At 68.7% G+C, this 14,590-nt stretch carries 14 protein-coding genes and 1 pseudogene; 6 read left to right on the forward strand and 9 right to left on the reverse strand.

The annotated features are described in order from the left end of the window. Window positions 1-58: 58 nt before the first annotated feature. Both OG555_RS03675 and OG555_RS03680 read left to right on the forward strand, forming a co-directional pair. Window positions 59-736 carry an O-methyltransferase gene (locus OG555_RS03675; RefSeq protein ID WP_329481173.1) on the forward strand — a complete coding sequence of 226 codons (678 nt, stop codon included), beginning with the start codon at window positions 59-61 and terminating at the stop codon, window positions 734-736. A 129-nt stretch (window positions 737-865) separates the two neighbouring features. Beyond that, the gene (locus OG555_RS03680; protein WP_329481175.1) at window positions 866-1,924 is read left to right on the forward strand and encodes a Fic family protein; all 1,059 of its coding nucleotides are present in this window, start codon (window positions 866-868) and stop codon (window positions 1,922-1,924) included. Window positions 1,925-1,929: 5 nt separating this feature from the next. On the opposite strand, the gene OG555_RS03685 is transcribed toward OG555_RS03680, so the two are convergent. Genes OG555_RS03685 through OG555_RS03700 form a run of 4 tightly spaced genes read right to left on the reverse strand, consistent with a single transcriptional unit; the run spans window position 1,930 to window position 4,617 of the window. After that, entirely contained in the window at window positions 1,930-2,652 is a 723-nt protein-coding gene (locus tag OG555_RS03685) for an alpha/beta hydrolase family protein (protein ID WP_329481177.1), read from the reverse strand. Continuing rightward, complete coding sequence (locus OG555_RS03690) at window positions 2,649-3,662, reverse strand: amidohydrolase family protein (RefSeq protein WP_329481179.1); 1,014 nt, start codon at window positions 3,660-3,662, stop codon at window positions 2,649-2,651. The genes OG555_RS03685 and OG555_RS03690 overlap by 4 nt, the downstream gene beginning before the upstream one ends. After that, complete coding sequence (locus OG555_RS03695; RefSeq protein ID WP_329481181.1) at window positions 3,662-4,180, reverse strand: 3-hydroxyanthranilate 3,4-dioxygenase; 519 nt, start codon at window positions 4,178-4,180, stop codon at window positions 3,662-3,664. The genes OG555_RS03690 and OG555_RS03695 overlap by 1 nt, the downstream gene beginning before the upstream one ends. 2 nt (window positions 4,181-4,182) lie before the next feature. Then, window positions 4,183-4,617, reverse strand: a complete 435-nt coding sequence (locus tag OG555_RS03700; RefSeq protein WP_329481183.1) for a RidA family protein — start codon at window positions 4,615-4,617, stop codon at window positions 4,183-4,185. 65 nt (window positions 4,618-4,682) lie between these two features. Here OG555_RS03700 and OG555_RS03705 point away from each other — a divergent pair, with 65 nt between their 5' ends. After that, a complete protein-coding gene (locus OG555_RS03705; protein ID WP_329481185.1) occupies window positions 4,683-5,417 on the forward strand; it encodes an NYN domain-containing protein in 735 nt (244 codons plus the stop codon). 65 nt (window positions 5,418-5,482) lie between these two features. On the opposite strand, the gene OG555_RS03710 is transcribed toward OG555_RS03705, so the two are convergent. The 4 genes and pseudogenes from OG555_RS03710 to glgC form a co-directional block, all read right to left on the reverse strand. Then, window positions 5,483-6,985 carry a 2-hydroxymuconic semialdehyde dehydrogenase gene (locus OG555_RS03710; protein ID WP_329481187.1) on the reverse strand — a complete coding sequence of 501 codons (1,503 nt, stop codon included), beginning with the start codon at window positions 6,983-6,985 and terminating at the stop codon, window positions 5,483-5,485. Beyond that, window positions 6,982-8,283, reverse strand: a complete 1,302-nt coding sequence (locus OG555_RS03715) for an FAD-dependent oxidoreductase (protein WP_329481190.1) — start codon at window positions 8,281-8,283, stop codon at window positions 6,982-6,984. Before OG555_RS03715 ends, OG555_RS03710 begins: the two co-directional genes overlap by 4 nt. Then, window positions 8,280-9,536: a kynureninase gene (gene kynU / locus OG555_RS03720; protein WP_329481192.1), complete on the reverse strand. Its 1,257-nt coding sequence runs from the start codon at window positions 9,534-9,536 to the stop codon at window positions 8,280-8,282. Before kynU ends, OG555_RS03715 begins: the two co-directional genes overlap by 4 nt. 77 nt (window positions 9,537-9,613) lie before the next feature. Then, window positions 9,614-10,822: pseudogene (gene glgC / locus OG555_RS03725) on the reverse strand (glucose-1-phosphate adenylyltransferase); the annotation flags it as partial. A gap of 65 nt (window positions 10,823-10,887) precedes the next feature. Between glgC and OG555_RS03730 the strand changes: the two are divergent. The 3 genes from OG555_RS03730 to OG555_RS03740 all read left to right on the forward strand — a co-directional run bounded on the left by OG555_RS03730 (window position 10,888) and on the right by OG555_RS03740 (window position 13,918). Further along, window positions 10,888-11,433, forward strand: a complete 546-nt coding sequence (locus OG555_RS03730) for a GNAT family N-acetyltransferase (protein WP_329481194.1) — start codon at window positions 10,888-10,890, stop codon at window positions 11,431-11,433. Window positions 11,434-11,451: 18 nt separating this feature from the next. Then, entirely contained in the window at window positions 11,452-12,609 is a 1,158-nt protein-coding gene (glgA, locus tag OG555_RS03735; RefSeq protein ID WP_329481196.1) for a glycogen synthase, read from the forward strand. Window positions 12,610-12,679: 70 nt separating this feature from the next. Beyond that, window positions 12,680-13,918 carry a hypothetical protein gene (locus OG555_RS03740; RefSeq protein WP_329481198.1) on the forward strand — a complete coding sequence of 413 codons (1,239 nt, stop codon included), beginning with the start codon at window positions 12,680-12,682 and terminating at the stop codon, window positions 13,916-13,918. Here the strand turns inward: OG555_RS03740 and OG555_RS03745 are convergent. Beyond that, a complete protein-coding gene (locus OG555_RS03745; protein WP_329481200.1) occupies window positions 13,902-14,588 on the reverse strand; it encodes an MmyB family transcriptional regulator in 687 nt (228 codons plus the stop codon). The two genes, OG555_RS03740 and OG555_RS03745, sit on opposite strands and share 17 nt — an antisense overlap. Between the last annotated feature and the right edge of the window lie 2 nt (window positions 14,589-14,590).

Genomic DNA, 14,590 nt, shown 5'->3' on the forward strand with positions numbered 1-14,590 from the left:
CAGTCTCCGCGCGGGAGACACGGAATGCGGACCTCTTGCCGCTAGGCTTCGGATCAGCATGAGGAGCGCAGCGGCAGAATCTTGGGAGGGCATCATCGCCACCGGCATCGACCCGACGTCCTGGGCGTACGCCGAGGACTACACCGGTGAGGACGAAGTCGTCACCGGTGCGCGGGCGCGCGCCGACGAGAGCGGGATCACCGCGATCGGCCCCGGCGCGGCCGCCGCGCTGAGCCTGCTCGCCGCCGGCGTGGGCGCCAAGGCGGTAGTGGAGATCGGCACCGGCACCGGCGTCTCCGGGCTGGCCTTGCTGCGCGGGATGCGCACCGACGGCACCCTCACCACGGTCGACATCGACGCCGAGAACCAGCGGCTGGCCCGCAAGACGTTCCTCAGCGCCGGCGTCCCGTCGAACCGGTTCCGCCTGATCGCCGGCGCCGGGCTGGACGTGGTCACCCGGCTCACCGACGGCCACTATGACCTGGTCTTCTGCGACGCCGACCGGCGCGAGAACACGGCGTACCTGCACGAGGCCCTGCGCCTGCTCCGCCCCGGCGGCATCGTCGCCTTCGCCGGCATCCTCACCGGCGGCCGCGTCGCCGACCCGGCCCGCCGGGACCCCGACACCACCGCCCTCCGCGACCTGATCCGCGCCGTCCGCGACGACGACGACCTCGTCTCGGCCCTCCTCCCCACCTCCGAAGGCCTCCTCACCGCCGCCAAACGCCTCAGCTGAACCAGAACAACGAGTGAGCGGGCGGCACTGAGTGTGACGACATGGAGGTAGAAACATGCTAAAGAAACCGACAATCATACTAAGATGGACAGTGATTAGTATGTTTGTTGGTTTCTTTGGAGGATTCGGGTGCGCTCGTTCGCAGACCTTGACCGCCTGATCGGCCAGGTCCCGGCTGACGTCGTCATGCGGCTCCGATCGATCGACACCGGTAGGGGCAGCGAGGCGCTGTACCGGCATCAGTTGCCGGCGCTGCTGACCGAGCTCGCCAACCGTGCCCGGATCCAGAGCATCACTGCCTCCTCGGCCATCGAGGGGGTCGTGGTCCCCGACGCCGAGCGGGCAGAGCGCGTCATTGACGGCAGTGCTGGGGTCTTGCGGAGCAGAAGCGAGCAGGAGCTCGTCGGCTACCGCAAGGCGCTCGACTACCTGTTCCAGGAGGACTGGCACCCGCTGACCATCGGGCTGCTGCTGCACCTGCACCGGCTGCTCTGGTCCGAGACGGCGCACCCCGGTGGTCAGCTCAAGACCGACGACAACCTTGTCGTGGATCGGTCGCCCGACGGGAGCACGACCGTGCGGTTCGTGCCCGTTCCGGCGGCGAGGACGGCTGAGTACCTCACGGATCTCATCGCTCGCTACCGGGATGCTCAGGCTGATGCCAGGCACCACCCGGTCCTGCTGGTCGGCTTGATGATCCTCGACCTGCTCGTCATCCGTCCGTTCGCAGACGGGAACGGCCGAGTCGCCCGCGCGTTGACCAATGCACTTCTGGTCGACGCCGGGTACGAGGTCTGCCGGTGGGTCTCCCTGGAGCAGCTCATCGCGGACTCCGCCGACGAGTACTACACGGCACTCCTTCGCTCGACCGATGACTGGCACGACGATCAGGCGAATCCCTGGCCATGGCTGTCGTACTTCGTCACCGTGCTGGCTTCCGCGTACCGGACCTTCGCGCGCCGTGCGGCTGCCGATCGGAGCGGCGGCACGAAGCAGGACCGGGTGCGTGCCCACGTGCTGAAGCATGCGGCCCCGGTATTCCGCCTTGCGGATGTCCGTACGGCGCTGCCGGGAGTCAGCGACCAGACCATTCGGCTCGTCCTGGAAGAGCTCAAGAACGAGCAGAAGGTCAGCCCCGAAGGCGCTGGACGAGGCGCCGTGTGGCGGCGTATCCCCGATGAGGACTGACCTCCTCAGCCGGTGAGGCGGGTCAGTTCGGCGGTTACGTCGTGGAAGGGCTCGGTCAAGGGATCTATCAGCTGGTAGTGGCCGCAGTCCTGGGCGCGGATGAAGTGGGCGGTGGGGTGGGCGGTGAAGTAGGACTCGGTGACGCTGATCGGGACGATCGTGTCGCCGGTGCCGTGGATGAGGCTGACCGGGGCGATCGACGCCGGGAGGTGGACGGGGTCGAGGTCGTTGCGGACGCCGGTGCCGATGAAGGCCTGGACCGCGCCGCCGTCGAGATCCATCCGGTCGGCCATCAGGAGGTCGGCGACGGGGGCGAGGGCGATCAGGCCGCGGAGCCGGACCGGGTTGAGGGTTGCAGCCGCCCAGAGGGCCAACTGGCCGCCGGCGGAGTGGCCCATCAGCACGTAGCCCGCGTGGACGTCGACAAGGTCGGGTAAGGCCTCGAGCGCCGTACGGACGTCTGTCGTGGTGACATCGGGATCACCGGGCTCGCGGCGGTACTCCAGGGACAGCACCGGCCAGCCGAGATCGGAGAGCGCCTCACCGAGAGGGCGGGCGTGCGTCCGGTCGTACTTCGGCCGCCAGAAACCACCGTGCACGAACACGACCAGCGGCCGGTACTCCTTCGCGTGCCAGTAGTCGATCACCTGGTCCGCGTCGTCGCCGTAGCGGAGCTCCTCGTCGGGCCCGCGCGCCGCGCGGGACAGAACCGATCGGTCTTCACTCATTCAGACCTCCCGAAACTGCGTTGAATTCCAAGGAAGTGCAAAGCGTTCGTGGACAGCAGCTTGTGCTGCTGCTCCGCGGTCAGGAAACCGGCCGTCCGTACCACCTCCCCGACCGGCCGCTCACCCAGTGGATAGGGATAATCACTGCCGACCAGAACGTGGTCTTCCCCCAAGGTATCGACAAGAAGCCGCAAAGGCGCTGATTCGAACACCACCGTGTCGACCAGGATCCGGTCCAGGTAGTACGACGGTGGGTGCTGCGAGCAACCACGGACGATGTCGCCGCGCCGGTGCCAGGCGTTCTCCAGCCGCCCGAGCCAGAACGCGAAACTCCCGCCACCATGGGCGAAGCAGATCCGCAGGTACGGCGGGAGCGCGTCGAACGCACCGCCCAGGATCATCGCCAGCAGGGACAGATGGGTCTCGGCCGGCATCCCGGTCAGCCAGCGGGCCATCCAGCGGTCCAGGCGCGGACCACCGGGCATGTCCCACGGATGCACCAGCACCGGCGTCCCGGTCTCGGCGCAGTGGTTGAGGAAGGCAACGATCCCCGCGTCGTCGAGGTCCTTGTCGCCGACGTGGTTGCCGATCTCGACCCCGACATGACCGGCGGCCCGGCAGCGATCGAGCTCCGCGCAGGCCGCGTCCGGATCCTGCAGCGGCACCTGACAGAACGGGACGAACCGGTCGTCGCCGGCAAGCGTCTCCAGCGTGAGATCGTTGAAGATCCTGGCCAGCTTGACCGCCTGATCCGCCGGCCGGTCGTAGCCGAAGAACACCGGCGTCGGCGAGACCACTTGCAGGTCGATGCCATCGGCATCCATATCGCCCCGCCGGACGTCCCGATCCCAGGCCTGCGGGCCGATCGGCCGGAACTCGGTCGAGTCGACCATGATCATCGCGGCCCGCTCGGAGTCGATCCGCAACCACGGCCAGCCGTCGCCGCCGCACGCTACCGAGAGATCCGGCCAGCCCTTCGGCACCAGGTGAGTGTGGACATCGACAGTCATCAGCCTCTACCGGGGTGCACGGTGCCGCACTGCGGGCAGGTCCGGGCGTCCTCGCTCTCGTAGAACGCGTTGAAGACCGGCGGCAGGTCGGCCACGATGTCCGTCACCTGGAGCTCGACCTCGTGCACGATCCCGTTGCAGTTCGCGCAGTACCAGCGGAACTTTTCCAGCGTGCCCGGCTCGCGGACGCGCTCCATCACCAGGCCGATCGAGTCCGCCTCGCGCTGCGGCGAGTGCGGCATGCTCCGCGGCAGCACCCACATCTCGCCCTCGTTGATGTCGACCCGGGCGGGGCCGTCGTCGGTCATCACGTCGACGTGCATGGTGCCCTTGATCTGGTAGAAGAACTCCTCGTACGGGTCGACGTGGAAGTCGGTGCGCTGGTTCGGCCCGCCGACCACCATCGTGATGAAGTCGTCCCCGGTCGGGAACATCTGCTTGTTGCCGACCGGCGGCTTCAGCAGGTGCTTGTTCTCCTCGATCCACTGCGGAAAGTTCGTCGACTCCAGATTGACCATGCCTACTCCTCCTTGTGCGGGCTGTGTCCTTGTGGGATGGCCGCAACAGCGGATATCTCGATCAGCAGCTGGGGATGCGGCAGCTGATGAACTGCGACGGTCGTCCGGGCCGGCCCGGACTCGTCGAAGAATTCGCCGTACACCTCGTTGTACCCCCCGAAGTCGTTCATCGACACCAGGTACGTCGTCACACTCACGAGATCCCCGAGTCCCGCCCCGACGGCCGCCAGGATGTCCCGGATGTTCTCCAGCACCGCCCGCGTCTGCTCCCGGATGTCCAGCGACACCGTCCCCAACGAGTCGACCGACGCCCCGGCGATGGTGTTGTCCGGCCGCCGGCTCGACGTCCCAGCCACGAAGGCGAACCCGCCGGACACCTTGACGTGCGGGAACCGCCCCCGCGGCGTCGCCTTGCCCGGCACGACGGTCCCGCTCATGACTTATCCACAGGCAACAGCGAACCACCAGCAGAGACGACCGACCATGCGTAGGCTGCACCGCTATGCGTGTCGGGGTCTACGTCGATGGTTACAACCTGTACTACGGAGGTCGGCATCAGCTCGGGAAAGCGCCCGGCTGGCGCTGGCTCGATCTCCGTGCCCTGGTAACGACATTGATCGCGGAACAACGGTGCTGGTCCGCGCCGGCGCTGCAACGGATCGCTTACTGCACCGCGCGGATCGACCAACGTCTGAACCCGTCCGGTTTCATCGAACAGGACGCCTACCTGAAGGCGCTGGTGACGACAGCCAGCGTCGACCTGGTGGAGTACGGGAAGTACGTGACCGGCATTCGCAATCGGCCGCTCGCGGTGAAGGGTCCTCGACCGCGCAGTGCGCCGCAGGTGGTGACGTCGCAGTGGCCGGTGATGGTCCAGTCGACACTCGGCTCGCCCCTTCCAGGCGCGGTGTTCATGGTCTCGACCCTGCACCAAGAGGAGAAGGGCACCGATGTCAACCTGGCGACCCATCTCCTGACCGATGTGCTGAGCAGGTCGGTGGACGCCGCAGTAGTGATCTCGAACGACTCGGATCTGAAGCTGCCGGTCCGGCGTGCACGGCAGGTCGTGCCGGTCGGCCATGTGAACCCCCGGGGCGGCTACTTCGCCGGTGACTTGACCGGTGAGCCGACCGAGGGCGCTGGCGGCCACTGGTGGCGGAAGCTCACGCCGGCCGACTTCCTCGACCATCAACTCCCTGACCCTGCAGGTAACTACACGCGGCCACCAGGCTGGTGAGATGCTGTAGACTGCTCTGCATAATGCACCCGGTCCCTCGTGGGCCGGGTCTTTCTTTTCCCGGCTCATGTCAGCTCCACGCAGACGTTGGTGGGCTCGGAGTAGAAGTCGAGCGAGTGCCTGCCGCCTTCGCGGCCGACCCCGGACAGCTTCATCCCGCCGAACGGCGTACGCAGGTCGCGGAGGAACCACGTGTTGACCCAGACGATGCCGACGTCCAGCGCCGGACCCGCGCGGTGGGCGCGGCCGACGTCCCGGGTCCAGACCGTTGCCGCGAGACCGTAGTCGCTGTCGTTAGCCAGCCCGTACGCCTCTTCCTCGGTGTCGAACGGCGCGATGTGGCAGATCGGGCCGAAGATCTCCTCCGTGTTCGTCCGCGCGTCCGGCGGCAGCCCCGCAACCACGGTTGGTTGCACGTAGCAACCACCATCGCGGGCGTCGCCGAACGACGGTACGCCGCCACCTGCGAGGACTTCCGCGCCCTCGGCCCGCGCGAGGTCGTAGTACGACAGGACCTTGTCGCGGTGCTGCTTCGAGATCAACGGCATGTTCATCGTCGCCTCGTCGGCGGGCCAGCCGTAGGTCAACTCGGAGGCTCGCTGAGCCAGGCGTGAGCAGAACTCGTCGAAGATCGGCCGTTCGACATACAACCGCTCGGTGCACAGGCAGACCTGCCCACCGTTGGTGAAGACCGACCGCACCGACCCCTCGACCGCGGCATCCAGCGAAGCGTCGGCGAAGATCAGCCCGGCGTTCTTCCCGCCGAGCTCGAACGACACCGCCTTGACCCGATCCGCGGCGACCTTGGCGATCGCCGTACCGGTCGCGGACTCGCCGGTGAACGTGATCGCGTCGACGCCGGGATGCCGGGTCAGGTACTCCCCCGCCGACGACGGACCGAATCCGTGCACGAGGTTGAAGACACCGGGCGGTACGCCGGCCGCCGCCATCACCTCGGCCAGCACGGTCGCCGACGCCGGCGTCTCCTCGGAGGGCTTCACCACCACCGCGTTGCCACAGGCAAGCGCCGGCGCGACCTTCCAGGTGAGCAGCAGCAACGGCAGATTCCACGGTACGACGATCGCCACCACACCGACCGGTTTCCGTACGGCGTAGTTCAACGCCCGCCGCCCGTCCGGCAGCACGGTGGTGTAGGACTCGGTTGCCGCCGTGGTCGCGAAGTCGGCGAACGCCCGGAAGTTGGCCGCGCCGCGCGGGATGTCGAGCGTCCGCGCCTGGCTGATCGACTTCCCGGTGTCCCCCACCTCGGCCGCGACCAGATCCTCGAACCGCCGCTCCAACTCGTCCGCGACCCGCCGCAGCACCGCCGCCCGTTCCTGCTCGCTCATGCGTCCCCACGGGCCACGCAGCGCCGCCCGGGCAGCGTTCACCGCCGCGTCGACAGTCTCGGAGTCCGCCTCGCACACGTCGAAGATCTGCTTACCTGTCACCGGGCTGATCTTCGCGAACGTCGACGGACTCTCCACGAACGCGCCGTCGATGAAGTGCCGCAGGAGCCCGACCGAACTGGGCTGCCCGGTCAGCAACTCGGATGTCCACAGGCTCATCGCCGGCCCCTCCTTCGCAAGAGCCCCATCAGTACGCCCGCCGCGGCGACCGCACCCAGCCCGAGCACCTGGTGCTGACGACGTACCCGCTGCTGGACCTCGGCGTACGGCGTGGTCGAGAAGGAGACGAGTTCGTAGCGGGAGACGTAGGTGCCGGGGAGGAGGCGCTCCAGCGCGTGCTCGACGCGTTTGGTCAGCCGGAAGACCGGAGACGACACCTTGTCGCGCATCTCGACGAAGTTGTCGAGGGCCATGTCGGCGATCGCCTCGGTGTTCTCACGGCGGCGCGCCTCGAACAGCGGGAGCGCCCGGGCCCATGAGCCGCCGGTGTCGTCCAGGCAACGGTCCAGCTCGACCACGTCCTCGAAGGCACAGTTGGCCCCCTGACCGTAGAACGGGACGATGGCGTGGGCGGCGTCGCCGAGCAGCGCCGTACGCCCGTGAGCCTGCCAGGGCAGCGTGTGCACTGTGCCGAGTACGCCGACCGGGTTGTGCAGGTAGTCGTCCACCAGGTCCGGCGCCAACGGCAACAGATCCGGATAGTTCTCCCGGAAATGCGCTTCGATCCCCGAAGGATCGGTCAGCGCGTCGAAGGATCCGGCCGGCCAGAAGAGTGTGCAGGTGAAGGACCGATCCGGATTCGGCAGCGCGATCATCATCGACGTCCCGCGCGGCCAGATGTGCAGCGCCCCGGCATCCAGCGCGAAGTCACCGGAGACCGCCGGGATCGACAGCTCCTTGTAGCCGTAGTCGAGGAAGTCCACGTCCTCCGCAACGATGCCCTCGGCAAGCAACTGCTCGCGCACCGCGGACCCGGCCCCGTCGGCCCCCAGCACCACGTCCGCCGCGGCCGACACCTTCCCGGCAGGCGTCGCGAACACCATCCGCCCCGCCTGCGAGTCCAGCTCCACCAACCGGTGCTCGAACTCGACCGTCACCCCCGGAGCATCCGCAGCCGCAGACAGCAGAGCGTTGTTCAACGCGCCCCGGCTGATCGAGTTGATCGCCCGATCACCCGACGCCGAGTAGGCCTGAAAATCCAGCGGCCCGGAGACCGGATGGATCATCCGGCCCTTCATCGGCAACGCGTCCGCCATCACCTGATCGACCAGCCCGATCCGGCGCAGCGCGTCCAGCCCACGCTCGGAGATCGCCAGGTTGATCGACCGCCCGCGTTCGGCCTGACCGGCCCGCGGATCCGGGCGCCGCTCGTACAACGTCACCGGCAACCCACGTCGTGCCAGGAAACACGCCAGCAGACTCCCCGTCAGCCCCGCTCCGACTATCGCGACCCTCATGCCGGCACCACCCCGGCCAGTGCGGACACGGCCCGCCAGCAGTCGTGATAGGTCGAGTACAGCGGCACCGGTGCCAGCCGCAGTACGTCGGGCTCCCGCGAGTCCGCGATGACGCCGTACTCGAACCGCAGCCGCCGCGCGAGCTCACCCGCCCGCATCCCGTCGACCCGCAAGGACAGCTGCGCGCCGCGCCGGGCCGGGTCAGCCGGTGTGATCACGCGCAGCGGCCGTCCATCTGTCACCGACGCCAAGAGCTCCTCCAGGTACGCCGTCAGCCGGAGACTGCGCTCACGCAGCGCCCCGATGCCGATCTTGTCGAAGATCTCCAGCGAGGTCCGGACCGGGCTCATCGAGAAGATCGGCGGGTTCGACACCTGCCAGGCGTCCGCGGAGGCGGGCGGTCGCGATTCCGGCGTCATCTCGAACCGGGTCGACGCCTCCGTGCTCCACCACCCCTCGAACCGCGGCAGGTCACCGCCCAGATGCCGCTCGTGCACAAAGGCGCCCGCGAGCGCACCAGGGCCCGCGTTCAGGTACTTGTACGAACACCACGCAGCGAAGTCCACACCCCAATCGTGCAACGCCAACGGGACATTCCCGGCGGCATGCGCGAGATCCCACCCGACGATCGCACCGGCCGCATGACCGGCCTTGGTGATCATCGGGATGTCCATCAGTTCACCGGTCAGGTAGTTCACCCCACCGAGCAGCACCAGGGCCACATCGCCACCCAGTTGCTCGACGACATCCGCCGTACGCAGGCTGTCCTCACCCGGCCGGGGCCGCAGGCGGATGATCGTGTCGTCGGCGTCGTACCCATGGAACCGAGCCTGCGAGCGGACGGCGTAGCTGTCCGAGGGGAAGGCCGAGTCCTCGATGACGATCCGGTGCCGCGAGCGGGTCGGGCGGTAGAACGAGACCATCAGCAGGTGCAGGTTGACGGTGAGCGAGTTCATCACCACGGTCTCGCTCGGCAACGCGCCGACCAGGCGGGAGGCGGGACCGGTCAGCAGTTCGTGGTACGGCAGCCACGGGCGGGCTGCGTCGAGATGCCCCTCGACCCCGAGCGCTGCCCAGGCGTCGAGATCCTCGAGCAGCTCGACCCGGGTCGCTCGCGGCCGCAGACCGAGCGAGTTGCCGGCGAAGTACGCCACGTCCGGGTAGTCGCCACCCTGGGCCGGGGGTACGTCGAAGAGGTCGCGGTGCCCGGGATCCGCGACATCCAGCTCCAGCGCGTCATCCTCCGCGGTCACGCCTCGGCAACCTCGTCCGACGTCGCCGGCGCGGCGTGCTCCGGCTTGGCGGCCACCGCCGGCGGCTCGATCACCTGCCCCTTGCCGAGCACGCTCACCCCGCCCTTGGACACCGTGAACCCCCGCTCCCGGTCGAGATCCGGGTCGACGCCGATCTCGACGCCGTCGGGGACGACCACGTTCTTGTCCAGGATGACGTTCTTCAGCACGACGTTCGCGCCGATCTTGCAGTTGTCCATGATGACGGCTCGCTCGATATTCGCACCGGCGCTGACGATCACGTTGGCCCCCAGCACCGAGTGCTCCACGATCGCACCGGACACGATCGAGCCCTGGCAGACGATCGACTCGCCGACGGTCGCGTCGTCGGTGAACTTCGCGCCCGGCAACTGCGGGTGCGAGGTGAAGATCGGCCAGTCCGAGTTGTACAGGTTGAACACCGGCTGGATCGAGACCAGGTCCATGTGTGCCTCGTGGTACGAATCGAGTGACCCGACGTCGCGCCAGTACGAGCGATCCCGGTCCAGCGCGCCCGGGACGTCGTTCTCCTGGAAGTCGTAGACTCCCGCCTTGCCCTCGGCAACCATCATCGGGACGATGTCGCCGCCCATGTCGTGCCGCGACGCCGGGTTCGCGGCGTCCTTGCGCAGCGCCTCGACCAGGACGCCGGCGCTGAACACGTAGTTGCCCATCGAGGCGAACGTCTCGTCCGGCGAATCCGGCAGGCCCGGCGGATCGGCCGGCTTCTCCAGGAACTCGTCGATGGTGTGCCCGTCCGCGCCGGTCTTGATCACGCCGAACTCCGACGCCTCGGCCCGCGGCACCCGGATCCCGGCCACGGTGACGCCGTTCCCGCGCTGGATGTGCGCGGCGACCATCTGGGAGGCATCCATCCGGTAGACGTGGTCGGCGCCGAACACCACGATGATGTCGGGCTGGAAGTCGTCGATCAGGTTCATCGACTGGTAGATCGCGTCCGCGCTGCCCTGGTACCACTGCGGGCCGAGCCGCTGCTGGGCCGGCACACAGCTGACGAAGTTGCCCAGCAGCGTCGACATCCGCCAGGTGACGGTGACGTGCCGGTCCAGCGAGTGCGACTTGTACTGCGTCAGGACGAACAGGTTCCGGATGCCGGCGTTCACCAGGTTCGACAGCACGAAGTCGATCAGGCGATAACTGCCCCCGAACGGGACGGCCGGTTTGGCCCGGTCCGCCGTCAGCGGCATCAGCCGCTTGCCCTCACCACCGGCCAGCACGATTCCGAGAACTCTGGGCGCCTTTGCCATGTCCGCACCTTAGCTCCGAGAAACCCTCGTGCATATGCGCTTGCGAGTGTCGCCACACTGTGAAGATGCCGATCCTCGTCGTACCGACTGCTGCCGTTCACCGTTCGTTCCTGGCTGCCTGGGACGAAGCGGGGCCGCAGGAGGAGCGGTGGATGGGAGCCCGGTCGGTGGCCGGCGCGGAGGAGGAGTGGAGCCGCGGTCAGGCGGCCGATCCGGCCGAGTTCGCCCGGATGATCGAGGCGATCCGGGCGGAGGCGGACCCGGAGACCGCGCTGCCGCCGGGCATCGTGCACCAGACCGTGCTCTGGTTCGTCGACGGCGTCGACTGGCTCGGCCGGTTGTCGATCCGGCACGACCTGACCCCTGCCCTGACCGAGCTCGGCGGCCACATCGGGTACTACGTCCGCCCGTCGGCCCGGCGCCAGGGGCACGCGACCCAGATGCTGACTCAGTCACTGCCGATCGCGGCCGCCCTCGAAATCGATCCCGCACTGGTCACCTGCGACCTGGACAACGAGGGCTCGCGCCGCGTGATCGAGTCGGCCGGTGGCGAATTGGAAGACGAACGACACGGAAAGCTCCGCTTCTGGGTACCGACACGGATGACCTGATGTCCTATCGTCGGGCTCATGAAGGTCGCCATCCTGACGCGTGAGTTCCCTCCGGATGTGTACGGCGGGGCGGGGGTGCACGTGGACTTCCTGGTCCGCGAGCTCCGTCGCCTGATCGACGTGGACGTGCACTGCATGGGCGAGCCACGGCTCGGCGCGACCGCGCACTCCGAGGACGACCCGCGGATGCCGGAGGCGAACGCGGCCCTGCGCATCCTGTCCACCGACCTCACCATGACTGCCGGGGTCGGCGACGCGGACCTCGTGCACTCCCACACCTGGTACGCGAACATGGCCGGTCACTGGGCGAAGCTCCTGTACGACGTACCGCACGTGGTGACCGCTCACTCGCTGGAGCCGCGCCGTCCGTGGAAGGCCGAGCAGCTCGGCGGTGGCTACCGGCTGTCCAGCTGGGCCGAGCAGACGGCGTACGAGGCGGCCGATGCCGTGGTCGCGGTGAGCCGCGGGATGCGCGACGACGTCCTGGCCTGCTACCCGGCGATCGACCCGGCCAAGGTGCACGTGATCTCGAACGGGATCGACGCCGACTTCTACCAGCCGGACCCGGCGACCCACGTGCTCGAGCGGCTCGGCGTCGACCCGGGCCGCCCGTACGTGACGTTCGTCGGCCGGATCACCCGGCAGAAGGGCGTGCCGCACCTGCTCCGGGCCGGCCTGCGCCTCGACCCGTCCGTGCAGCTCGTCCTGCTCGCCGGCGCGGCCGACACGGTCGAGCTGAAGGCGGAGACCGACGCGTTGATCGACGACCTCAAGCTGGCCCGGGACGGCGTGTTCGTGGTCTCCGAGATGCTGCCGCGCGAGGAGGTCCGGCAGGTCCTGACGCACGCGCTGGCGTTCTGCTGCCCGTCGATCTACGAGCCGCTCGGCATCGTCAACCTGGAGGCGATGGCGTGCGAGACGGCCGTCGTGGCCAGCGCGGTCGGCGGGATCCCCGAGGTGGTCGACGATGGCGTGACCGGCATCCTCGTCCCGTACGACGAGAACGACATCGACACGTTCGAGCGCGGTCTGGCCGCGGGCATCAACGAGCTGGTCGACAACCCGGCGAAGGCCGAGGCGATGGGCAAGGCCGGTCGTGAGCGCGCGGTGTCGGAGTTCGGCTGGGACGCCGTCGCGGACCGGACCGTGCGGCTCTACAACAGCCTGCTCGGGTAGGGGAAACCCCACCCCGGAGCCGGGTGTGAGCACCATGGCCGGGGAGGTCACGCGACGGTTGGGTTGAGGTATGACATCTCGCCTGGTCAAGACCGTCGCGGCGACGCTCGCCGGCGCTGCTCTGCTCACCTTCCCACTGTCGGCATACGCCTCCGTCAACCAACCGACGCTGTCCGAGGCTGCCGTCACCAGGGTCCACGCCCTCCGCGGCGCGCTCGTCTCCGCCGTCCCGATCGCCACCCTGACGGCGGCTCAACTGGACGCCGCCGCGGCCGATTTCCCGGACACACCACCGGCCAAGTACGGCGTCACGGCGTACCGCTTGATCTATCGGACGGTCGATCACAATGGCCGGCCGACGACCGCAAGCGGCATCGTCGTGCTGCCGGACGGGCGCCGGGGTGCATTGACCGCGGTGGAGTACCTGCACGGCACGAATGCGACCAAGGCCTACGCGGCCTCGGTCGACGACACCTCGACCGACCGGCTCGTCACCGCGCTGTTCGCCGGCGCTGGACTCGTCGGCGTCGCGCCGGACTACCTCGGGCTGGGGCTCGGCCCGGGTCCGCACCCATACATCGACACCAAGACCGAGACCACCGCCTCGGCGGACATGTTGCTCGCGGCCCGGACCTTCGCGGCGCGGCACGGTGTCGCGCTGAAGCGGGACGTCCTGGTCACCGGCTTCTCGCAGGGCGGCCGGGCCTCGATCGCGCTCGGGCGGGCGCTGAGCCGGGGTGAGGCCGGGCCGTTCCGGCTCGGCGCGCTGCAGGCCGTCGCCGGACCGTACGACCTGCTCGGCAGCGAACTGCCCGCGACCTTCGACGGCGGCGTCGCGCCCGCGACCGCCGCGTTCTACCTCGCGTACTTCGTCACGGCCTGGAACCGGACCGTCGGGTTGTACAACGATCCGCGCGAGGCGTTCCAGGCGCCGTACGCGAAGACCGTGGAGGGGCTGTTCGACGGTTCACACCCCGACGAGGAGATCGCCGCCGCGCTACCGGACTCGCCGGACAAGCTGTTCACGCCAGAGTTCGCCCAACGGCTGCAGCACCCGACCGGCCGTTTCCTGCGGGCCCTCCAGGCAGCCGACCAGATCTGCCACGACTGGACCCCGCGCGTCCCGATCCACCTCTACAGCGGCACCAAGGACACGGACGTCGTAGCCGCGAACGCGGATGCCTGCGCCACCGGGCTCCGGGCTCGCGGCGCGCAGGTCACCGTGCACTCGATGGGCGCCGTCGACCACTTCGGTACGGCGTTCGCGGCGTACCCGCAGATCGTCCGCACCTTCAGTCACTGGGCCTAGCGCTGCGGTCGTCCCGCTGCGGCGCCTCATCACTGGACGCGGTGAGGCTTCCCAGTAGGGCGAGCAGTTCGGCGTCACGGCTGCCCGGCGTGGCGTGGAAAACGACCAGCGTCATGCTGTCGGTGCCGCCGATGGTCAGCTTGTCGCTCTGCAGCGCGATGTCACCCACCTCTGGATGGGGCAGCAAGCTGACCCGGCCACGCCGCGGCCGGACGTCATGCCGGGCCCACAGCTGCCGGAATCGCTCGCTGCGGACCGACAGCTCGCCGACCAGCTCCATCAGGCGCGGGTCGTCGACGTCCGACCCGAGCTCGGACCGCAGGATGCCGACCCCGTCCTCGGTCAGGTCGTCCCAGTCCCGCCGCAGCGCCCGCTCCGCCGGGTCGAGGAGGACCGACGTCAGCAGGTTGACCCCGACCGCATAGTTCGGCGACAACGCGGCGCACAGTGCGTTGACCGCGAGTACGTCGGTGTACTTGTTCTGCACGTACGCCGGGTCGTTCGGCCACCCGTCGATCAGTTCGACGATGCTCGGCGGGACCGGCTCGGTCTTCGCCCGCTGGCGCGGTGCCGGGACAGCGCGCGGACGCTCCTGGGCGAGGCCGATGAGGTACGCCGTCGCGTCCGCGTCCAGCCGAAGTACGTCGGCCAGTGCCCCGAGGACCTGCACAG

Origin of the sequence: Kribbella sp. NBC_01484, assembly GCF_036227145.1 — a bacterium.
Lineage (GTDB): Bacteria > Actinomycetota > Actinomycetes > Propionibacteriales > Kribbellaceae > Kribbella.